The organism is Corynebacterium sp. HMSC068G04, assembly GCF_001814885.1.
GTDB classification, from domain to species: Bacteria; Actinomycetota; Actinomycetes; order Mycobacteriales; family Mycobacteriaceae; genus Corynebacterium; species Corynebacterium hiratae.
Genome location: NZ_KV818293.1, coordinates 46,708 through 67,067, shown reverse-complemented (window position 1 = coordinate 67,067; position 20,360 = coordinate 46,708). Strand labels below are relative to the sequence as shown.

Sequence of the window (20,360 nt, the reverse complement as noted above, 5' to 3'; positions counted from 1 at the left end):
CTCACCTCTCTCTGTGCAGCGCCTCTCGGCCCCCTTCGGGTCTACATCTCGGCGGAAGGCTCCGAGGCCCCTTCAGTAGCGGTAGCCTGTGCGCCCTCAGTGGGCGCGGGAGTTTCGGAGACCCCTTCCTCCGCTGGTGTTTGGGTTGTCGGTTCCCCTGGATTCACAGGTGCGTAGACGGCTTCACTGTCCGGGGTGTTTTCAGTGACTGTGCCCTGCACGCTTTCCACCGGCTCCTCGGGCGTCGAGACATAGGTAGGCTCGTCCTGTGGCGCGGTTTGTGGCGTTGGCGAAGGTTCGGAGGGCTGAGTGGACTCGGACGTTGTCTCTGATTGTCCCATCCAGCGCGAGGGTGATAGCCACCCGGCATTCTCCACGCCGTCTGGGTTGGCGGACGCTAACAGCAGCACACTGATCGCGCCGAGCCCGGCGATAAGCCCTGTGGTGGAGCGACGCACGCGCCCGCCAAGCGTCCAGAAGGAGTCCCACTTGTTCTCCGGCTTATCCGCGCGCCAGATACCGCGGCCGTAATCATCCTCTTCCTCGTCGTCGGGTTCGGCCGAATAGGCCGGGCGCCCTGGGCCGTCATCCTTGCTGTCTTGCGCTTCGGCGGCCGCGTCAGCGACAGCGTCGGCGGCCACAGCCTCCGTCTCGGATGCCGAGCTCTCTTGTCTCGACTCGGTGTTAGCGCCTGCCGCCGGCATGACGGTAGTGGGGGCATCGGCATCCACCGCGCCGCCCAGCACCTCCAGTACCTCACCCGCGACGTTTTCAGCGTTAGGCAGCTTGTACAGGTCCCAGAAGGAAGACAGCAGCGCCGAGCGGATCGCGCGCTCCACCGCCCACTGGCGTGCGGGGTTGACCTGCACCAAGACGCGGTACTTCACCTGCCATGGCTGGCCGGCCACCGTGGGAGCAACCAACCCAGTAGCGGGCAGAACGTCGAGCTCACCAGCCACGTCCGCGCGGATGTCCGGGGTATCGATGGCGCGTTGTGAAATCTTCTCTACCTGTTCGGTCAGATCCTGCACGGAATCGCCCTCATGGACCGGGATGGCAATATCCACCACCGCGCGCGACCACTCTTGCGAGTAATTTGTGACCACGCCCGCCGAACCGTTCGGCACCATGACAACTTCACCGGTCGGCGTACGCACCGTCGTCGTGCGCAAGGTCAGCGAAACGACGGTGCCCTCCACGCCGGTCACTCCGTCGAAGCTGACATAGTCACCCACACCGAATTGCTTTTCCGAGAGGATAAAGAAACCGGCGAGGAAATCACCGATGATCGACTGGGCGCCGAAACCGACGGCAGCCGAGACCACGGTTGCCGGGATGGCCGCGCCCAGGGGAGGCACTCCAACGTTGGCCAGCGCCGCCAACACGAGCAGGAAGTACGCCACCGCCTGTGCCACATAGACCAGCGCGCCGGCCAGCGCCAAGCGCGCCTTGGTGGACTCTTGGTTTTCATCGAGGCGGGACTCAATAACCCGCACCGCCAAGCGGCCGATGCGCGGGATGAGAATCGCCAACAGCAGCATTCCTAGCAGTGGCAAACCATGGTCAACGAAGGCCTGCCAAATGGCGAAAAAGTAATACTTCAGCATTGCGCCAAGCCTAGTCCTACAGCCTGACAGAACCCTTGGAATCTCAAGCGCGGTGGATGAGATAGTAGTTCGGAGTGGGCTTCCACGTGTAGCCAGCAGGGATGATGTCCTTGCCGTAGGCGCTGAATGCCTTAGTCGTCCACAGCGGAATCGCCGGCATCTTCTCCAGCAACAGCTCCTGGGCCTGCAAGTAGTACTCCTGGGCCTCCTCCCGGTCCTTCGCCTGGCCTACCTTCTTCAGCAACTCGTCGTATTCGGTGCTGCGAAAACCTGACTCGTTTTCTGAGGAATAGGAGGCAAACAGCGGCACCAGGAAGGTCGACTCATCCGGAAATTCCGCCTGCCAAATCGTCCTGAAAGCACCGGTAATGTGCCGCGCTGTGACCTCTCGACGCAATTCCTTCAAGGTCCCAAATTCCTTGCTTTCGGCGAGCACACCGAGGGTATCCGTCACCTGCTGAGCCACCGCATCGACCCACGTCTTGTGGCCGCCATCGGCGTTAAACGCGATGCTGAACGTCCCCTTAAAGGGGTCTAGCTTCTCCGCCTGTTCCCACAGCTCGCGGGCTCTATCCGGCTGGTAGGTCAGCACGTCAGCACCTTCCGGCGCAGGCGGTGGGGAGCCGAAGAGCGGCGCTACGAAGCTGTTGGCCGGAGTCACTCGGTCGTGGAAGATGTCCCGCGCAATCTTTTCTCGGTCTACCGCCATGGACAGGGCCCGGCGGCGCAGGCGGCCAGCCTCGCCGCGGAAATTGGCATCGTTGGCGGGAATGGTGATCTCCATGATCGAACCGCCAGGCTTAGTAAGAGCCCGCGCGCCGAGCTCCTTTTCAAAGCTTCCGAGTTTCTCTGCCGGGATGCGCGTCAGCACGTCCAGCCGACCCGCTACAAGATCCTGGTAGGCCTGCTCCTCCGAGGCGTACACGACGAACTTAATGCCCTCATTCTGCGGGTGTCGCGGCCCTTTATAACGCGGGTTCGGCACGAGGGTCAACGCCTTCTCGCGTTCCCACGAGGCCAACAGGTACGGCCCGCTTCCGATCGGGTCCGTGCCGCGCTCACTCAGCTTGTCCTGGTCTGCTGAGCGCATGGGGAAAAAGACGGAATAACCCAAGCGTTCAATAAAACCCGCCGTGGGGCGCGAGAGCTCAATGCGGAAGGACTTCTCCCCCGTCACCGTCAGCCCGCGCATCTCCTTCCTGCCTTCATTGAAACCGAGAATCGGCGCAAAGTGATGTGCGGAAAGCAGGGACTGGCGCACCGCGGTATTCCACGTATCGACGAAGTCCTGCGCGCTGACCTTCGAGCCATCGGAGAACACCGCGTCTTCACGAATCTGCACGTCAAACGTGGTGTCATCAACCTGCGTGACGGATTCCGCCATGTCGTAATGGGCGCCGCCGTCCTTATCCAGGTACATCAGGCCCGAGTACACCAGGTTGATGATGGTTTGGCCTGGCACGTCGTTGGAATCGGCCGGGATGAGGGAGCGCTGCGGCTCCGAGATATCGGTAGTAATGAGATTCATTCCCGAGGTATCCATGCGCTCCGGTTCCGTTCCGCAGCCCGCCAGGGTGGGGGCCGCAACGCCCGACACCGCCAGCGCCGCGAGCATACCCAGAAAAGAACGCCTCGACGTCACGCGTCCATCACCTCACTTTCATCACTAGGTTAAAGCATTTCTCAGGTTCTAATCATCTCTTTTTTCATATCGGCGCATGAGTCTTTCCACCAATTCATCGGTGAGCTGATCATCAGCCAAGATGCGATCCAAAAGCTCGCGCGGCGTTGGCCCCTCAGCGCTCTGTTCCTCGTAGGAGTCACCGCTTAGGTCCACGCCAAAGTCGGAGGACTCCGCTTCCGCAACGGCCGGCTCCATCATCTCCGACATCTCTGCGACTTCCTCGTTGAAGGAGTCGAGGAATTCGGAGGCATCGATGGCGGCTTCCGCACGGCGCTTGCCGGCTCGGACTTCGCGCTCGATGCGGCGTTGCAGGGCCTTTTCCATCTGGTTGTGGCGCCAGGAGCGAAGCTTCGTGGGCTCTAGACGACGCCCCACGGCACGCCCCTTGCTTTCCGCCTTGCGCGCCATGACCATGACGTAAGCCGCGGTGTCATTGACCGGCGCCCATTCCTGGCGAGCGGGTACGCGCCAGCCCGCCCAGATGCCCAGCATGGTGAGGACAAAGGACACAACCGGCCCGAGAATAACCCCCCACGCCAAGTAGCCGGCCGAGTCTGCGCCCAAGACCACCAGCGCGCAGGCCACCGCGGGGATCACGGTGGGGGTGTTATCACCAAAGACCGCGGGCTCGCGCCCCATGGCGATGTCACGGATCATGGAGCCGCCCGTAGCCGTGAACACACCCATCATGATGCAGGGAATCAGGGGCAGGCCATACGCGATGGCTTTGAGCGCGCCTGTCGACGCCCACAGGGCCGAGACCACCGCATCACCATGCGACTGCACGTAGTCCCACGTTTTGCCCTTGAAGTAGACGAAGCGGGCGATGATAGCACCGGTGAACGCCAGGTAGAGATACTCCGGCTGGCTCATCGCGGCGACAGTGCCGCGGTTGATGAGCACGTCACGGATCATGCCGCCGCCGAGGGAAGAGAACATCGCGATGAAGAAGAAACCCACGATGTCATAGCCGCGCTGCCGGGCCATGGTGCCACCGATGATGCCCATGAGGAGGACACCTATGATGTCGGACCAGTAGTACAGCGACTCGATCAACGGGTCCATCTCGACAACGCTCATGGTGGTCATCGTATCGGGTAGCGCGCGGATTCTCGCATTAAGACTCTAGTGCTTTAGACGGACCGCCTTGTTGGTAGGGACTAAGGCTTAAGAAAAGAAGCTAATGCACGTAGAGCTCGTTGTAGGCTTTCTCAATCCAAAGGACATAAAACACTTCCCCGTCGTTTACTTTTCTTGCCCACGGCTAGCAGAAATAGTTCTTCAGATCGGCATCCGTTATTTCCAGCCCGCGTTTGCCCTCGACGAAGTTCTTTTTCCAAGGAGATTCAGTGTGGGTTTTATTCCGCAATGCCCATGCGGAGTAGGGGCCATATTTGTCCCACACCTCAATCAAATCCCGCTCAACGTCGCGGTAATCATCCCAGTCGAAATCATCCGAGATGAACTCATCGGGGTCGATGGGAAGCTTTCCGTAGTGCTTAACGTCATGGTAGACGTCTACAACTACTGGGCCATGTGCCCATGCTTCCATGCGTTCAGGAAAAAGCGGCAGGCCATCAGAACTGCGCATATGCAGCCCTTTAGCGTAGTAGAGAAGCTTCTGAAGCTTAAGCTGCGTTATCTCAGCATCATCAGTTTCATCAGCCCACGCTACAAACCATTCGGCGATTTGCCGCGCCTTAAATTGTTCCATGTCTGCCCTCCTTCCAGTTCCCGCCAAGCGTACAACAGGCCCCAGACATGCCACCATCCCAACGCTCGAAAAGGCGTAAAGGCCCTCCCCAGGGGCAGCATACAAGCGGTAAGCAATGGAAGCTTTGCGTGGTGGGGCTACCGGGGCTCGAACCCGGGACCAACGGATTATGAGTCCGTAGCTCTAACCGACTGAGCTATAGCCCCGCGTATTCCCTGTCTGCATTCCGCACCAGCACCGAGCCAGCACTCACGCACACAGCGAATCCGCTCCCAGCAACATTAATCGGCAGGCCCAGAAAACGGCAATTTAGGGCTCGTCCTGGCTGAGATCCTCGCCAAGGTTTGCCTCGTCCAGGTCTCCCGGGCCTGAACTCTGCGCCTGGTCTTCGTCAGCGACCTTCTGCCCCTTCACCGACACAACGACCCCGATAACGTAGGAGGCGATCACCCCGAAAACGCTGAGCCAAAAGAGTATCGAGGACAGGTCTAAGGCCCACCGACCGACAATCTGGGTGAAGGCGGATTTCACGCTCTCGTCGGTATCGCCGTAATCGACCAAAAAGAAGCCGGCCAGGAAGAGGAACACGGTCACAGCAATGAATGCCCACGACTCGCGCCACCCGAAGGCCTTGTACGTTCCGCCCCCTTCATCTTCCTTCGGGGTACGTACGGGGATGAGCCACAAAACTAACAGCGCAAGGACCACGATGCCGCCGGCCGGAAGGGTAAAGAATGCGAGCCATCCGCCGACACCAAATATGACCCGCCCCAAAGCAAAGAACGCCGCGCCTAACAGGCTCATGACAAGCGCCGCGACGGAGCTGATCTGAACGTTCCGATACTTCATGCCAAAAGCCTAGCGTGCATCGCCGCTACTTTCACCTACAAAACTGACGACGCTCAGCCCTAGACCCACTACATACTGGCTTCGGCCTCTGCGTCAGTTACCAGGCCTATTCTTTCTTTTTCATTTTCCTAGCTTGCCTGCGCTCGCGTCTCCGAGCACGTTTTGCTTTGCGGATATCCACTACCCAACGCGGAACAAATGGCCACGGAAGCGGAATCCCGAACGCGCCTGTAAAACCAATGACTCCGATGACGAAAGCTGCCATGATCGGGGCAAGCAGCACCGTTTCGGCGGACTCTGGGAGGTTCATATTTGCGACCAGCCCTGTGGCACCGGCAGCGCCCATGATGAGCGTGCCGTAGGGATAAATGAAGAGCACACCATCACTTTCGGCGCCTTCCGCATCGGCTGAGTCGTACCATCTTTCCGACCTGGGAGTTTTTCGCACGCCCCGGATGTAATAGGTCCAATAAAGAGCCATGACAATCACTAACCCGAAACATACGAGCAGCTCAGTAGTATCCCCACCCATAGGACGTGGCCTCCTGTGGTTGCTTTTGCGGTACGCAACAAACGCTACCAGCGCCGGCTGGGTTAAGGCATGGGGCGAGAACTCAGCGCCCGAACCTAGGACAGAATTGTCTGATGAAGAATCTGGGAGCTTGTAGTCTCGTGATCATGAGGCTCCTTTCCTTTAGCGTGTCCAACTTCCGCAGCATCCGCGCCACCCAAACGCTCACGCTCTACCACGACTGGCAGCACTCCACCGGCCCGGAAGAAGGCTGGGCGAAGGTTAGCGATCCCATCTCCGTACTCATCGGCCCCACCGCTTCGGGCAAGAGCAGCATCCTCAACGCCCTCGCTTTCGCTCTGCTCGCCATCGAGTCCTCCGCCACCGCCTGGCTTGCCGACGCCCCACCCAACCAACTCCCCCACGCCCCCTACCGCCTCAACCCCCGCACACAGCGACTGCCCAGCACTTTTGAGCTGGAGTTCGAACTCGACGGCGTGCGCTACCTCTACGGCTTCCAGTGGAGCTTTACCGGCGTGCATGCCGAATGGCTCAGCCGCGTGCCCTCGACTCGGTGGAGCCCCTGCTTCGTGCGGACCCGCGGCGAGGACGTGCAGTGGACTAAGTCCTTTATGGATGAAGGGGACGTCGCCAAGCTCGGCCCCATCGATGACACCGAGCTGCTCTTGTCCGCTGGCCTGCGCGATGAGCACCCCATCCTCGCCCCGCTGGCCCGCGCCCTGGTGCACGACGTGTCCTACCTGCCGCACGGCCATACCTCCATGAGTACTGCCTCCCGCATCACCACCCTCATCCGTGAGGGCAAGCTGCACCTGCATGAGGCTGCCGCGCTGCTGCGCGCGGCCGATTCGGGAATCCACTCCGTGCGGCTGAACCAGGACCACATCCCCGAGCACGTCTTCCGCCAGATGCGCCCGGTCATTGATGCGCTCAGCCGCAGCGCCGGCAGCATCCCCCGACCAGACGAGTTCCAGGCTTACTCCGATGCAGAGATCGAGTCCCTACTGCACTCCATCATCGTGGAGCACAAAGTTGGTGACTCCTACTACGCGCTGAAGTTGACCGATGAATCCGGGGGCACGCAGAATTGGATGGCCACCGCTCCCCTGGTGTTGGACACGTTGCGCCGCGGTGGGATCCTAGTGGCTGATGAGCTGGATTCCGCCCTGCGCCCAGCGCTGTTGGATTTCATCATCGATGCCTTCCGCGAGCCCAGCATCAACGTCAACGGCGCGCAGCTCATCTTTGCCTCCCACGCCTTCAGCGTGCTTGAGCGCTCCAGCGAACTGGGCCTGCGCCCGGAGAGCTTCTGGTCAGTGGAAAAGACCGATGCCGGCGAATCAGAGCTACACAACCTCAGCGAGACATCCGTGTCACTCGACAACCCCGACGCCACCCACCGCTTCCTTCGCGAGCGCTACGGCACTGCCTCCCGTGCGGCTCTCGATGCGCTGCAGGAGCTTGTTAGGGCTTAAGAGTGCGGGCTATAGCACCACCGACCACTGGAAAGTCTGCGGCTACAAGCGCTGAGCGGATGAAACTAGCGCTGCGCGAGCGCCTGCAAGGCTTCACGCACAGCGCTGGCAAAATTGTCGCAACCCGCTCTCCTCAGCGCATCGTCTAGGCCCTGAAAGCCCTTCCTTTTCTGCCAATACTCCAGCTGCTGACTCGTACATTCAATCACTAAGTTTGGAGCGGAATCGCGAATGAGCATGAGGAATGCATCCGCATTCATTATCTCGTAGCGCTGCTCGCTGGCAGTAATGGTTATATCCTGGGGCGAGTTATCAGTAAGGATGATGTCGGCTTGTGAGGCGAAAGCCGCCGCGTGGACATGGTAGTCATGACGATCCAAACCGTCGAAAGGCATGTCTCCGGGAAAATCATCAATGATTTCCTCCATCACCGCACCGATCTTCTCGACACGGTCCTTGATAATTCTCCCAGGTGCTGTGGGATGTTTCCGCCGCATCGCCCGTACCGTTTCCGCAAGTACGTCTTGAGACGTATAGAACACAAACATGTCTCCAGATAAAATCTGCAGCGCAAAAAGCCAATCTAGGATTGTACGGCTCACTAAAATGTTTGCGTCAACGAATACCTTTTGCGGCATGTTCTCGAGGATAGTAACCGCGTTAGCCCAGTGCAGTTTCTAGCAGTTCTCAATGCACCTAGGCCTGTGAAAAGAAACTCTCGTTCTCCTCTTCGAATGCACGCCATTCTTGGAACGCTTTCACGCGTTCCTCAGCGCGCTGGCGTTTCAACTGCAGGACATCCTCACGCTTAAACCGCGTATGTGTTCCGCGCTTGTGGGTAGCTATCCTTCCTTCCTTTGCCCATTTCATGAGCGTTGGACGCGAGATGCCTAACAGCTCGGCAGCTACTGTACTGGTGAGCTCCTCAGGAATGCGAGAGATTGTGACTTCCCCTCGCTGCGCAACAGAAGCCAAGACCTGAGAAATCAATCGCTGAACATCACGCGACAACGGGACTGGGCGCCCGTGCTTATCTGCTACCCGAAAGCTCGCTGCCTCGAGAGTCTGCAGCGACTTCAGCTCTTCGAGAGTAGTTTCTTCGATCATGAGCCGATCGTTGATGAGTGCAGAGGCAGTCATCAGCGCTCCTTTCCCAGCGTGACACTTACACCTGAAACGCCTTTCGCTTACAAGTGAAACTTCCCTCAAGGATAACCAAGTTGCGCACGAATGGCTAGAGGCCACCTCAATGCTCCACATACTGCGCATGTCCGGCACACCTGTCAGAATCAAGGCTTGTCTTTTGAAGCGCGCTCGCCCTCTGCAAAAGCTCTGGAGCCTACGCGGCTCCAGGCGACAACGTTCCGGTGACCGGCTCGTCGCGCGATTAAGACTAAGCAATACAACGCCAAGCCGACAAGGCTTTAAGCCGCATGCCGTCATATAAACTAGTTCCGACGTACAAGGAACACCCGCCATGACTGAACAGGAACGCCTCGAAGCGCTTGAGACTCGCGTTGGCGAATTAGAATCCCAGGTAGCCCAGCTGCTGCAGGCCCTCGGTCATGCTCCCACGCGCCCTAGTCCCGCAGACACACCACCGCCGAAAAACGTTCATTCTGAAAGGCGCTCGCCGGAGGAGAAGATTGCGCTCTTCATGGATTACTTCGCGGGGAGGACAGACGTCTACGCAGTGGCTAAAAATACTGCGGAAAAGAAGGCCTGGTATCCGGCCAGCAATGGCTACTATGACCGAAGAAACCCCGACCTGAAACCCTTAACACCGAAGGTGATCGAAGGGCATTTGCGCCGGGACAACCACTTCCACGTTGGTCTTTACCCACTGTGCACAGATGATAGCTGCCGGCTGTTAGTCTGCGATTTCGACGATGACGACTTCAAGCAAGCCGCCCGCGCCTACTCCGAAGAATGTAAGAACCATGGACTCGATCCACTCATAGAGGTTTCACGCTCTGGGAACGGAGCTCACGTCTGGGTATTCTTCGACGAACCTATTCCTGCCAGCCTCGCCCGTTCCGTGGGCATCGGACTTCTTGCCAAAGCTAGCCCGGATTCCTACTTCTCCAGTTTCGACCGTTTCTTCCCTTCCCAAGACACTCTGCCGGCGAAAGGCCGCGGTTTCGGCAACCTGATTGCCCTCCCATTGGCTGGCCACCATCGATCCGAAGGCACAACGGTCTTCGTCGACAGTGATTTTCAAGCATTGCCTGACCAATTCGAGGCCCTGGCTAGGACGAAGAAATCGGGGCTCGCCGAACTCAAGAGAATCTACGCTGAGCTTCAGCCCGATCCCGAGACATCCCTTCCCCAGGCCCCAACCCGCGCAGAACTAAAGAGGCTCAAGGCTTCTGGGAAAGTCCACGTCACGCACGATTCGCACGTCCACGTCGATTTATCGGGCGTCGACGCCACCACTCGTTCGGCCCTGCGACACCTCGGCGCTATTGCTAACCCGCAGTTCTATATCAAGCAAGCCCAGCGTTTCTCCACCTTCGGAACTCCACGGATCATCGTGCGCTTTGATGAGAAGGACCAGATCCTCACGCTCGACCGCGGCACGCTCGATGACGTCCTCGATATTCTGAAAACCGCAGGATATACCGTCACCCGCCGCGGCCATACGCCGAAACCACAGCGCATCGATGCATCCTTCGCCGGCGAACTACGCCCCTACCAGCATTCCGCCGTCACACAGATGCTCAAACACAAGTCTGGAATGCTCATTGCTCCTCCCGGCACTGGAAAGACCGTCATGGCCTGTGCAATCATCGCCCAGCGGTCAGTGCCCACCGCAGTTATCGTCCCTTCGAGGGAGCTTGCTACCCAATGGAACAAAGCACTCAAGCAGTTTCTTCCAGATGTCCACGTCGGGCAATACTCCGGCGCTAAGAAGAAGCTCAGCGGCGTGGTAGACATTGTCACAGCGCAGTCCATCAGCCGTAGTGATTCCAAGACTGACTTTCTCTCCGGCTACGGCCACATCATCGTTGACGAATGCCACCGGGTCGGGGCTGCAGGTTTAACCAATGTCCTCGCGCAACTCAACGTTCGTTTTATGCTCGGCATGACTGCGACTCCGTACCGTTCCGACGGTCTTGATAAGTTACTGCCTCTCATTTGCGGCCCTATCCGCCATACCGTCGAGCTTGATCGCCCTGGGCAACGCAACTATGTAGTCCACAACACGGACTTCACCTACGATGCTCCTTACCTTTTCTGGCCCGACCTCGACACCGCTCTGGCGGTGGATGAGCACCGCAACCAGCTCATCGCCGATGTCATCACACAAGCCGCGCAGGGCGAGCACACTGTCCTCGTCCTAGTGAAAAGACGCGAACACCTCGCTGCCCTCAGCGCCTTGCTTACCGACGCCCCCTTCCCCGTCCTCCAACTCCACGGCGGACAGAAAGCCACTGAACGGCAGGCCGTGCGTGAACAGCTTGCCACCACACCGCATTTCGTCCTTTTAGCCATGTCCCAGGTAGCCGGCGAAGGCATCGATCTTCCCGCACTGGACACTCTTGTGCTGGCCGCCCCAGTAAGCTTCCGCGGCGTTGTCATTCAGCAGGTTGGCCGAGTCACTCGCGATACCGATGACAAGGAAAGCATCTCTGCCACCGTCCACGACTTTCTCGATGCCAACGTCCCTGCCCTCGCCTCGGCTTTCAGGAAGAGGAGCTCGACCATAGCCAAGCAGGGATTCACTCGCAACAACAGTTAGAGCTGCCCCATGGTTGACTGATTGCTACTAAGTTAGGGGATATGCACAACTGAAATCATTGTGCGTTGCTCGGGGGAAAGGTTAAAAGTGAGCAATGAAACAAATACGGACGCCACGTTCCTTTGCAAAAGCGTCCCTTCTCAAATTCACAAATTGATAAGTTGGGGGAGTTCTATGCAGGAAAGCGCAGTACACCGCCCGATTGCCAAGAAGAAATCATCGCTTGGTACGAATGGCTCAAAGACGAAACTACGAAGCTCGTTTCGTCTGCGGTTCAATCCATAGACGCTGACGGTCGAGGACCTTTCGAGGCAGTACAATCTGCCCGAGTCAAAACTAGGTCATCCATCGCAGACAAATTAAAGAGAGGATCCCGCTTATCGGCGATGCAGGACTTCGCCGGTGTTCGTTTCGATTTGGGCGCGTCTCACTCTGTACTGCTAGATATTGCCAAGGCTATTGAAGGTTCTAGTCAAGCAAGTCAATGCCGAAGTAACCATCAAGAACTACCTCTCTAATCCCCAGCGAGGATACCGTGCGGTGCATGTATGGATTACCAGCAAACCTACCGGTCGCGTGGAGATTCAATTGCGTACCCAGCTCCAAGCCGAATGGGCGAATACATTTGAAAAACTGGCAGACCTTACCGGCCGACGAATTCGCTACGAAGATGACTACCGCCCAGCGAATCCGGACTTGCAATCTATTTGGGCAAACTTGCTCGAAGTCTCCGACAAGTTCTACGGCATAGAGACAGATCTGGAGGAGGGATACGAATCAGCACAAAGTGGTTTGCAGACCATCGCCGCGACATCACGAGCCATCCCAGTAGACCCACGAGTACACAGAGAACGAGCCAAGTTCTATATGCACATGGCGAGCTATGAGTTAGAATTGGCAGACACTGCCGAGAACAACAATGAGGCCCTCAAAGCGCTGAGAAAACTACAAGACGCCCTTCCTGGCCTGCCAATCGAAAGCGAACAGATTAATGACTGATTTCATAATCACGTACAAGCGTCGCTCAGGCGAGTCTTTCATCAAACAATTCTCGGACTCGACGCAAGCGCTTAAGGAACGCCTCCGCCGCGAAGCAGCGATCGACGATCCTGATATTGAGATCGCCCATATTTCAGCACCTTCCCTGGAATCCTTGAAAAAGTCGCATTCCCGGTATTTCATGGGCCGCGTAGAGATAGAAGACGACCAGGTGAACGCAGCTTAAAGCTTCACTCATGGCCCGCCGCCATGGGCGTGATTATTTCGACCTGCACTCTGCAGGTCGAATGCCAGACAGCGGGCTTCGAATATTTGAGCCAGTCTTCGCTGCGCATGTCCGGCACACCTGTCAGAATCAAGACATGTCTGTTGAAGCACGCGCCCTATCGCTGCGGCGTTTGATGCGCGATTCCGCCGCGATCCGGCTACTGGCCGCGGATAACGCGCCCGTGATTTTGGCGTTGATCGCGGAATACTTCCCGCGCGGCACCCGGGCGCGCCCGGCGGCGGAAGTATATGAGCTCATGGTCACCGATTTCGAGGTGCTGGCCAGTGAGTTTTCCATGCCCCGCACACCGCAGAATTACTGCAATGATTGGGTCAAGGCCGGGTGGCTCATCAGAAAGTCCGGAAAGAGCTCCCATGGCGAAACGCTCGAACCCAGCGAGGAAGCCCTGTCTGCCCTCGAAGCCATTGAGCGCTGGGAGGCTCCGGTGACCACAGTGACGGCGTCACGCGTGGAATCGATCAGCTCCGCGCTGCAAAGGCTAGCGCGGGATACGAACGAAGACATCGCCAGCCGCGTAGCCAGCTTGGAAGAAGAGCGCGACCGCATCGACCGTGAGATTGAAAAAGCCCGCAGCGGGCAGTTCGAAAGGCTCACCGCCGCGGAGGCAGAAGAACGCGTCCAAGACGTGTTGAACATGGCCATGGCCGTGCCGAGCGATTTCGCCCGGGTGCGCCACGAGCTTGAAGCCCTCAACCACCAGCTGCGCCGCCAGCTTTTGGATCCAGAGGGCTATCGCGGCGAGGTGCTGGAGGAGATCTTCAACGGCGTCGACCACATCGCGGAGTCGGACGCAGGGCGCAGTTTCCGCGGCTTCTATTCCCTCTTGATGGATAGGGAGCGCAGCGCCTGGTTGGACCAGTGGATCACGGAGGTCCTCGACAGCGAAGCCGGGCAGGCGCTGGCCGCGGACAGGCGGCAGCAGCTGCGCAGGCTCTTCCGCGATATGGAGGAAACCAGCTTCGAGGTTAACCAGACCATGACGGGGCTGGCACGCAGCCTGCGCAACTATGTCTCCTCCGAGCAGTTCGCGGAAGACCGGCGCATGATTGAGCTACTGCGGGAGGCCCGCGGCATGGCTATCGATGCCGCGCAACACTCCGAGCTCAAAGCCTTTCACCGGATGGAGACACCGCTACAGCGCATCGGTATGTCGATTCACTCCGTCTCCCGCATTCGCCTAGCCAACCCGGGACGGGAAATCGTGGAAGAAACCCCAGAGGCATACCAGCCGGAGGCAGAAGACCCGCAAGCCTTGTATGAGCTGGTGCGCGAATCGGAGATTGATTTCGAAGAATTGCATGAGGCGATACGCTCGGCCGTCGCCCAGTCCGGCCCCTGCACGATCGGCCAGGTGCTGCACGCCCATCCCCCTACCCAGGGTCTTGCCAGCGTGGTGGGCTTGGTGCACATCGCAGACCAACACCCAGTGCCCGTGCTGCGTCCATCGCGTGAGAAAGTCACATGGACCGAGGAGGACGGCACGGTGCGCTCCGCCTATATCCCTACTCTGTATTTCGATCACACCACCGTTAAGGAGCTACAGTGACCGCCGCACACACTCCCCGCGTCGATTCCGCCCACGAGCCACCCTTGTGGGAGCACGATAAAGGCTCGCTGACCTACCACTCGCGGCGCGCGTTAGTGCAGCTTCTACAGGGCCCGCTCATTCGCGCGCAGAAGGAACCGGTGCTGTGGGCCGCCATCATCTCGGATGAGGAGAACCTCCGCGCCCGGCTGCATGAGGTGTTCCTAGAACTCGTCGTGGACGAGACCGAGGGCTTCGCGTTTACCCGGATGGTGGAGGAAGAAACCTTGAGCATCCCGCAGGTGCTGCGCACGGATAAGCTCAAGCACATCGACACCGCCATCCTGCTGAACCTGCGCCAAGAGCTGGGGCTTGCGCTGCCCGGAGAGCGGGTCATCGTGGACGTCGAGGACCTCCGGGAGGGAATCGGTTACGTCCGCGCGGTGGACAACCGCGATGAGGCCGGTTTCAACCGCCGCTTCAACGCCGCCATTAAGCGCATTCAGAACGACTATTCACTGCTGAGCGCTACTGAGACCGAGGGGCGCTTCGAGGTCTCACCGGTGCTACGCCAGCTTTTCGACGCCTCCACAGTCACCGCCATCCGTGACGAATACGCCCGCCTGGCGCAGGCTGAGGAAGAGCAGGCAGATGAGGAGAAGGAGGAAACTTCCGATGACTAGCCACACCAGCCTGTACCCCGGACAATTCCGTATCAGCCGCATTCAGCTGATCAACTGGGGCACTTTCCACGGCTACTTTTCCATCCCGGTGGCGCGCAAAGGTTTCCTCATCACCGGCGGTTCGGGCTCCGGCAAGTCCACGCTGCTGGATGCGATGTCGGCGGTCTTGGTTCCACAGAACCACCTGAAGTTCAACGCAGCTTCGCAGCAGGACCTCGGCCGGCACAACGGGCGCAGCCTCGTCTCCTACGTGCGCGGCGCGTGGCGGCAGCAGGAAAACGCGCAGACCGGCGAAATCGCCCCGGAGTACCTGCGGGAGGGGGCTACCAACTCGGTGGTAGCACTGACCTATGACAACGGCGCGGGCAAGCAACACACGCTCATTGCTATCTTCCGCCTCAATGGCGGTGAGAACTCAGTAGGCCAGATCAAGAAGTTGTATGGGCTGGTGCCAGGTGATGAGGACGTCGATAAGCTCAGCCCCTTGCTCGCTCGTAGCCTGGACACCCGCAAGATCAAAGCCCTGTACAAGGGACCCGGCGCGTCCTTTACGCCGACATATGCCACGTTTGCGGATCGTTTCCGCAAACGCCTGGGCATCAAGAACGTGGAGGGCCAGCTGCTGCTCCACCGCACACAGTCCGCGAAGTCGCTGTCCAGCCTGGATCAGCTCTTCCGGGACTACATGCTGGACCGGCCCTCGACCTTCTCCCGGGCGGAGGAAGCCGTGGAGCAGTTTGAAGATCTGCGCCAAGCGTACCTGCGGGTCGAGGACGTCAAGGCCCAGATTGATACGCTCGCTCCCCTGCCCCAGCTGCATGCCCAGCGCGCGACCGCGGAGGCAGATAAGCACAAGGCGGAGGCCATGAGCGAGGCGCTGCCGGCCGTGCGCGCTCGCCTGGTGGCAGAGGAGCTGGACTCTCGCATCCGCGCGCTGAACGCCCAGCAGGTAGAGGCCCAGTCGGAAGTGGAATCCCTTGAGGCCGATGTCGCCCACCTCGATGATGCGGAGCGCCGCGCCGCGATGGCCGTTTCCCAGCTCAGCGCCGGCGAGCTCGATGCCCTGCGCGCCAAGATGGAGACCGCTGACATAGAGATTGCGCACCGCTCCAAAGAATTCCAACGCCTTGCTGCTGCCGCGGGCCAATGGACCGAGCACTATGAGCTCAGCCCGCAAGGTTTCGCTGAGCTGCAGGCCAACGCCCAGCTACGACTCTCCGATTTCGAGACCGACTCCGCCGATCTGACGAACCAGCAGCAGGAAGCCGGCGTGGCAGCCCGCGACGCGGCCACCGCCTGCGCGCGCCTGGATAGCGAGCTGCGCTCTTTCAGCTCGCGGCGCACCAACATCGACAAGGCTCTAGTGGAGCTGCGCTCCCAACTCGCCCGCGATACCGGCTATGCCGAATCCGAGCTACCCTTCGCCGGCGAGCTCATCGACATCAGCCCGCAGCAGGCGGACTGGGAGCCGGTCATCCAAAAGCTCCTGCACGGTTTCGCCGCCACCCTCCTCGTGCCGGAGGAAGCCCGGAAAGCCATTAACCAGTGGGTCAACTCCCGCAACGTGGGCACCCGACTGGAATACCGCACCATCCCGGAGTTCACGTCGGCGCCAGCCTCCGCGCGCAGTCCGCGGCAGCTCATCCACAAGCTGGAGTTCCAGGATCACCCCATGACGGCGTGGGTACGCCAACACATTTCGCACCGCTTCAACTATGAATGTGTGGAGTCGGTAGCGGAACTGGACAAGGTCACCCGAACTCCGGCCGTTACCCGCGATGGCCTGGAAAGCCGCCCCAAGGACAAGGACGGCTCCACGCGTTTCATCAAGGATGACCGCACGCGCTTTTCCGGCACAGCGTGGTACCGGGTGGGTTCCACCAACACCGCCAAGATTGAGCTACTACGTTCCCAGTTGGCGCAAGCCAAAGCCACCGCCAGCGCCACGGCCCGGCAGGTCCATAACCTCAACCGGAAGATGGACATCCTGCGCACCCAGCGCGATAAAGCTCAGCAGGTGCTGGACACGAAGTTCCAGGACATAGACACTGCCTCCGCGAAAGCCCGCAAGCAGGACCTGCAAGCGCAATACGATTCCCTGGCATCCTCCCCGGAGGCCCAAGCCCTAGCCGCCGCCCATCAGCACGCGAAGGAAAAGCTGAAGGCTGCCCGCACCCGGCTCAACCAGGCACAGAAACACCTCGGTGACGTCGAAGGCGAGCTGAAGCGCTCCACCGAGCGCCGCCGCATCATCGACACCGTGCCGGAGATCGCCGACAAGGACATCGCGAAAGCCGTCGAGGAAGCCCTGCACAAGGGCAAGCGCACGCTGACCATCGATAACATCGATACCCGGCGCGATGAAGTACAGGCCGAGCTACAGGACGCCGCCCGCGCAGCCGCGCGCCGCATCGAGGAAGCCAACGACACGATCGTCTCCGTCCTCCACGCCTACCTGTCCCAGTGGCCGGCAGAAGCCGCCGACTTGGAACCGCAGGCCAGCTTCGCCGGCGAAGGCATAGAGAAGCTGAAGTACCTACGCGCTGACCGCCTGGCGGATTTCCGCACCCGATTCCTGGAGTTGCTCAACGGCCAAACCGTCCAGAACCTTTCCCACCTGGCTTCCTCTCTGCGCCATGCACGCGGCGATATCGAAACGCGCATGGAGTTCATCAACAAGTCCCTGGAGCGCTCGCCCTTCAACGGTGAGCGCACCCTGCGCATTGATGTCAAGGACGCCCGCGGCCAGGTGGTCCAAGACTTCCAGCGGGATTTGGATGCCGCCACCTCCCACAGCCTGGCCGAAATCAGCAAAGATGAGCACGATGCCGCCCTGCAGCGCTACCACGCCCTGGACAAGATTCTGAGCCGCCTGGGCTCTAGCCACCCGGAGGATATCCGCTGGCGCAACGTGGTCTTGGATACCCGCCGCCACGTCAGCTTCATCGGCCGCGAGTGCTACCCCGACGGCACCACAGCCAATACCTATCAGGATTCCGCCTCGCTCTCCGGCGGCCAAGCGCAAAAACTCGTCTTCTTCTGCCTGGCAGCGGCCCTGCGCTTCCGCCTGGCGGAGCCAGACCAGGACGTGCCCACCTATGGCTCCATCATCTTGGACGAGGCCTTTGACCGCGCCGATCCCACCTTTACCCGCACGGCCATGTCCGTCTTTGCTTCCTTTGGTTTCCACATGATTCTGGCCACGCCTTTCAAACTCATCCAGACGCTCTCGCCCTACGTGGATGGCACCATCGTGGTCAACTACGACGAACCCCTCATCAACGGCCGCCCGCAGGCGCGCACGGGCTATTCGCTAATCGACGCCTCCACTCTCTCTTCCCCCGAACCCGAACCATCCCACCCCGAGGAGCCCGCCGATGCGGATGCCTAAAGACCTGCAGGCGCATGCGGAAAAGTACCTGCGCAACCACTTCGCCGAAGCGCTCGCCGACCCCGATGCTCTGCACCTGGAGTGGCCCCTGCACCCACCGACAGCTGCGGCCGCAGCAAGCGATATCAGCACCGCCCAGGATTTCATCCGCGCCTGGCAGCGCTGGCCGCACCAGAACGAAGTCATCTATGAAACACGCAATTGGTCCCGCACGGGCCTGGGCACCAACGATGTTCCCACCCGCGTAAAACTCACCGGCGCTGAACGCATCGCCACCGCCGCGGGCCTGAAACGCGAGTATTCCACAACCCAGCAGCGCGCCCAGGACATCGCTGCCATCTTCCCGAACTCCCCGGACTTCACCCGCACCGTCCACCGCTCCTACAACCAGTGGAAGGACTTAAGCGCCTATGACCTGCGCTGCCTAGGACCGTGCCTGACCTGGCTGCGCGCAAACCCCCATTCCGGTGAGTGGGAGCGCGCCGTGCCGGTCGAAGGCGTGGACGGCAAGTGGATTGGCAACCACCGCCGCTTGCTTCTCACACTCCTCGCACCCTTCGGTATCACGGACTTGGGCCTGCGCCGCCGCGACACCCGCCTGCGCCTGCGCTACCTCAACCACGCACCAGCGCTCTCCGATATCGAAATCCCCCTCGCCGACGCTGCCGAACTCTTCCCCGACACCCCACCCCGGGTGCTCATCGTGGAAAACAAACAAACCTTCCTGGCCCTGCCCACGCTTACCGACGCCTCCCCTCCCACCATCGCCCTCCTCGGCTCCGGCACCGCCGCCCACCAGCTCCGCGCACTGCGCTGGCTACACGAAGCGGACATCACCTACTGGGGCGACCTCGATGCCGCCGGCTTTGCCATCCTCAACGCCGTGCGCGCCCACTTCCCCCACACGAAATCACTGCTCATGGACACCGCCACCGTCACCGCATTTCAACACCTCGCCGTCCCCGACCCCGGCGACGGCTCTGCCACCCTCACCCACCTCACCACCGAAGAGCAGCGCGCCTACCGCCTTCTGTTCACCGAGGGCCGGCTGCGCATTGAGCAGGAGCGGATTCCGTTTGCGTATGCAAACACGATACTCAAGCACAATTTCGTTGGGTCAAGAACACAATATGACTAACAGCCTTACTCCGCAGCAGCAGAATCATGGTCCCAATCTTCAATCAGAATCAGTTCCATAGATTTCCGAGCTTAGAGAAGCCAGCCTTGAGTTAGGCGGACGCCCTATTTGTACGGATCTTGTGTCCGTAAGAGAGGATGTTCATTGTGAGTCAACAGCGCAAGAAGTACACGCCTGAGTACCGGCGTGAAGCCGCGAACCTGGTAATCGAGTCACAGCGTCCGATTGCTCATGTGGCTAAACAAATCGGTGTTTCCGCCGGGCTTTTAGGCCGATGGGTCAAACTCGAGCGTGAACGCCGAGGAAACTTGGATGGGATGAGTGAGGCTGATCTTCGTGCTGAGAATGCTCGCCTGCGCCGTGAGTTGGCAGAAGCCAAGATGGATAACGAGTTTTGTCAAAAGCGACAGCCTTCTTCGCTTTAAGGCAACGCGAGCAGAAAAGTTCGAATTGACGCAGCCAGAGCAAGACGAACTACAGCATCAAACGCATGGCACGGCTGTTAAAAGTGTCTCGGTCTGGATACTACAAATGAGCCCATATACAGCAGAAGCGACAACTATCCGGCAGAAATGATCGTGCAGCGTTTTACGATGAGGTTGACCGATTCATCAGATTTTGGAAAGACTCTGATTAGGTTTATGGTGCACCGCGGATTACTGCAGAACTTACCGAGCGCTACCAGATCACCTTGAATCGTAAGACTGTGGCTAAGCGGATGCGCATGATGGG

General features: G+C 59.6%; 17 protein-coding genes, 1 tRNA gene and 1 pseudogene. 10 read left to right on the top strand and 9 right to left on the bottom strand.

Annotated elements, in window-relative coordinates; genetic code table 11:
- Positions 1–41 precede the first annotated feature (41 nt).
- The 7 genes from HMPREF2993_RS01525 to HMPREF2993_RS01495 form a co-directional block, all read right to left on the bottom strand.
- Positions 42–1,607 (bottom strand): mechanosensitive ion channel family protein, encoded by a 1,566-nt coding sequence (locus tag HMPREF2993_RS01525; RefSeq protein WP_070700645.1) that lies wholly within the window; start codon positions 1,605–1,607, stop codon positions 42–44.
- A gap of 43 nt (positions 1,608–1,650) precedes the next feature.
- Positions 1,651–3,249, bottom strand: coding sequence for a peptide ABC transporter substrate-binding protein (locus tag HMPREF2993_RS01520; protein ID WP_246822311.1), 1,599 nt, complete (start codon positions 3,247–3,249; stop codon positions 1,651–1,653).
- Between the two features lie 48 nt (positions 3,250–3,297).
- A complete protein-coding gene (locus HMPREF2993_RS01515) occupies positions 3,298–4,371 on the bottom strand; it encodes a trimeric intracellular cation channel family protein (protein WP_046647250.1) in 1,074 nt (357 codons plus the stop codon).
- 184 nt (positions 4,372–4,555) lie between these two features.
- Positions 4,556–5,005 (bottom strand): Panacea domain-containing protein, encoded by a 450-nt coding sequence (locus HMPREF2993_RS01510; protein WP_070700639.1) that lies wholly within the window; start codon positions 5,003–5,005, stop codon positions 4,556–4,558.
- A 129-nt stretch (positions 5,006–5,134) separates the two neighbouring features.
- Positions 5,135–5,211: transfer RNA gene (locus HMPREF2993_RS01505), tRNA-Ile, on the bottom strand.
- A gap of 103 nt (positions 5,212–5,314) precedes the next feature.
- On the bottom strand, positions 5,315–5,854 hold the full coding sequence (locus HMPREF2993_RS01500) for a hypothetical protein (protein WP_070545525.1): 540 nt from the start codon (positions 5,852–5,854) through the stop codon (positions 5,315–5,317).
- A 106-nt stretch (positions 5,855–5,960) separates the two neighbouring features.
- Positions 5,961–6,335, bottom strand: a complete 375-nt coding sequence (locus tag HMPREF2993_RS01495; protein ID WP_230308877.1) for a hypothetical protein — start codon at positions 6,333–6,335, stop codon at positions 5,961–5,963.
- Positions 6,336–6,532: 197 nt separating this feature from the next.
- On the opposite strand from HMPREF2993_RS01495, the gene HMPREF2993_RS01490 reads away from it, so the two are divergent.
- On the top strand, positions 6,533–7,861 hold the full coding sequence (locus HMPREF2993_RS01490; RefSeq protein WP_070700703.1) for an AAA family ATPase: 1,329 nt from the start codon (positions 6,533–6,535) through the stop codon (positions 7,859–7,861).
- 65 nt (positions 7,862–7,926) lie between these two features.
- On the opposite strand, the gene HMPREF2993_RS01485 is transcribed toward HMPREF2993_RS01490, so the two are convergent.
- Together HMPREF2993_RS01485 and HMPREF2993_RS01480 are read right to left on the bottom strand one after the other, a co-directional pair.
- Positions 7,927–8,499: a PIN domain-containing protein gene (locus HMPREF2993_RS01485; RefSeq protein WP_070510646.1), complete on the bottom strand. Its 573-nt coding sequence runs from the start codon at positions 8,497–8,499 to the stop codon at positions 7,927–7,929.
- Between the two features lie 58 nt (positions 8,500–8,557).
- Positions 8,558–9,001 carry a helix-turn-helix domain-containing protein gene (locus tag HMPREF2993_RS01480; RefSeq protein ID WP_070517343.1) on the bottom strand — a complete coding sequence of 148 codons (444 nt, stop codon included), beginning with the start codon at positions 8,999–9,001 and terminating at the stop codon, positions 8,558–8,560.
- A 337-nt stretch (positions 9,002–9,338) separates the two neighbouring features.
- Between HMPREF2993_RS01480 and HMPREF2993_RS01475 the strand changes: the two genes are divergently transcribed.
- From HMPREF2993_RS01475 to HMPREF2993_RS13995, 9 genes and pseudogenes are all read left to right on the top strand, one after another.
- Entirely contained in the window at positions 9,339–11,603 is a 2,265-nt protein-coding gene (locus tag HMPREF2993_RS01475; RefSeq protein ID WP_070700636.1) for a DEAD/DEAH box helicase, read from the top strand.
- 459 nt (positions 11,604–12,062) lie between these two features.
- Complete coding sequence (locus HMPREF2993_RS01470; protein WP_168166757.1) at positions 12,063–12,602, top strand: nucleotidyltransferase family protein; 540 nt, start codon at positions 12,063–12,065, stop codon at positions 12,600–12,602.
- The gene (locus HMPREF2993_RS01465) at positions 12,595–12,828 is read left to right on the top strand and encodes a hypothetical protein (RefSeq protein ID WP_070545535.1); all 234 of its coding nucleotides are present in this window, start codon (positions 12,595–12,597) and stop codon (positions 12,826–12,828) included. The genes HMPREF2993_RS01470 and HMPREF2993_RS01465 overlap by 8 nt, the downstream gene beginning before the upstream one ends.
- Before the next feature lie 136 nt (positions 12,829–12,964).
- A complete protein-coding gene (locus tag HMPREF2993_RS01460; protein WP_070679907.1) occupies positions 12,965–14,437 on the top strand; it encodes a DUF3375 domain-containing protein in 1,473 nt (490 codons plus the stop codon).
- A complete protein-coding gene (locus HMPREF2993_RS01455) occupies positions 14,434–15,099 on the top strand; it encodes a DUF4194 domain-containing protein (RefSeq protein ID WP_070679910.1) in 666 nt (221 codons plus the stop codon). The genes HMPREF2993_RS01460 and HMPREF2993_RS01455 overlap by 4 nt, the downstream gene beginning before the upstream one ends.
- On the top strand, positions 15,092–18,490 hold the full coding sequence (locus HMPREF2993_RS01450; RefSeq protein WP_070700630.1) for an ATP-binding protein: 3,399 nt from the start codon (positions 15,092–15,094) through the stop codon (positions 18,488–18,490). Before HMPREF2993_RS01455 ends, HMPREF2993_RS01450 begins: the two co-directional genes overlap by 8 nt.
- Positions 18,477–19,628 carry a DUF3322 domain-containing protein gene (locus tag HMPREF2993_RS01445; protein ID WP_070700627.1) on the top strand — a complete coding sequence of 384 codons (1,152 nt, stop codon included), beginning with the start codon at positions 18,477–18,479 and terminating at the stop codon, positions 19,626–19,628. Before HMPREF2993_RS01450 ends, HMPREF2993_RS01445 begins: the two co-directional genes overlap by 14 nt.
- A 146-nt stretch (positions 19,629–19,774) precedes the next feature.
- Entirely contained in the window at positions 19,775–20,053 is a 279-nt protein-coding gene (locus HMPREF2993_RS01440; RefSeq protein ID WP_246822309.1) for a transposase, read from the top strand.
- A gap of 224 nt (positions 20,054–20,277) precedes the next feature.
- Positions 20,278–20,360 (top strand): annotated as a pseudogene (locus HMPREF2993_RS13995) (IS3 family transposase); the annotation flags it as partial.

Bases quoted from the DNA above. Each gene is read 5' to 3' on its own strand.
- HMPREF2993_RS01510 (WP_070700639.1), bottom strand. From the start codon at position 5,005: ATGGAACAATTTAAGGCGCGGCAAATCGCCGAATGGTTTGTAGCGTGG.
- HMPREF2993_RS01465 (WP_070545535.1), top strand. From the start codon at position 12,595: ATGACTGATTTCATAATCACGTACAAGCGTCGCTCAGGCGAGTCTTTC.
- HMPREF2993_RS01500 (WP_070545525.1), bottom strand. From the start codon at position 5,854: ATGAAGTATCGGAACGTTCAGATCAGCTCCGTCGCGGCGCTTGTCATG.
- HMPREF2993_RS01480 (WP_070517343.1), bottom strand. From the start codon at position 9,001: ATGACTGCCTCTGCACTCATCAACGATCGGCTCATGATCGAAGAAACT.
- HMPREF2993_RS01450 (WP_070700630.1), top strand. From the start codon at position 15,092: ATGACTAGCCACACCAGCCTGTACCCCGGACAATTCCGTATCAGCCGC.
- HMPREF2993_RS01445 (WP_070700627.1), top strand. From the start codon at position 18,477: ATGCGGATGCCTAAAGACCTGCAGGCGCATGCGGAAAAGTACCTGCGC.
- HMPREF2993_RS01490 (WP_070700703.1), top strand. From the start codon at position 6,533: ATGAGGCTCCTTTCCTTTAGCGTGTCCAACTTCCGCAGCATCCGCGCC.
- HMPREF2993_RS01525 (WP_070700645.1), bottom strand. From the start codon at position 1,607: ATGCTGAAGTATTACTTTTTCGCCATTTGGCAGGCCTTCGTTGACCAT.
- HMPREF2993_RS01460 (WP_070679907.1), top strand. From the start codon at position 12,965: ATGTCTGTTGAAGCACGCGCCCTATCGCTGCGGCGTTTGATGCGCGAT.
- HMPREF2993_RS01515 (WP_046647250.1), bottom strand. From the start codon at position 4,371: ATGAGCGTTGTCGAGATGGACCCGTTGATCGAGTCGCTGTACTACTGG.
- HMPREF2993_RS01485 (WP_070510646.1), bottom strand. From the start codon at position 8,499: ATGCCGCAAAAGGTATTCGTTGACGCAAACATTTTAGTGAGCCGTACA.
- HMPREF2993_RS01495 (WP_230308877.1), bottom strand. From the start codon at position 6,335: ATGGCTCTTTATTGGACCTATTACATCCGGGGCGTGCGAAAAACTCCC.
- HMPREF2993_RS01475 (WP_070700636.1), top strand. From the start codon at position 9,339: ATGACTGAACAGGAACGCCTCGAAGCGCTTGAGACTCGCGTTGGCGAA.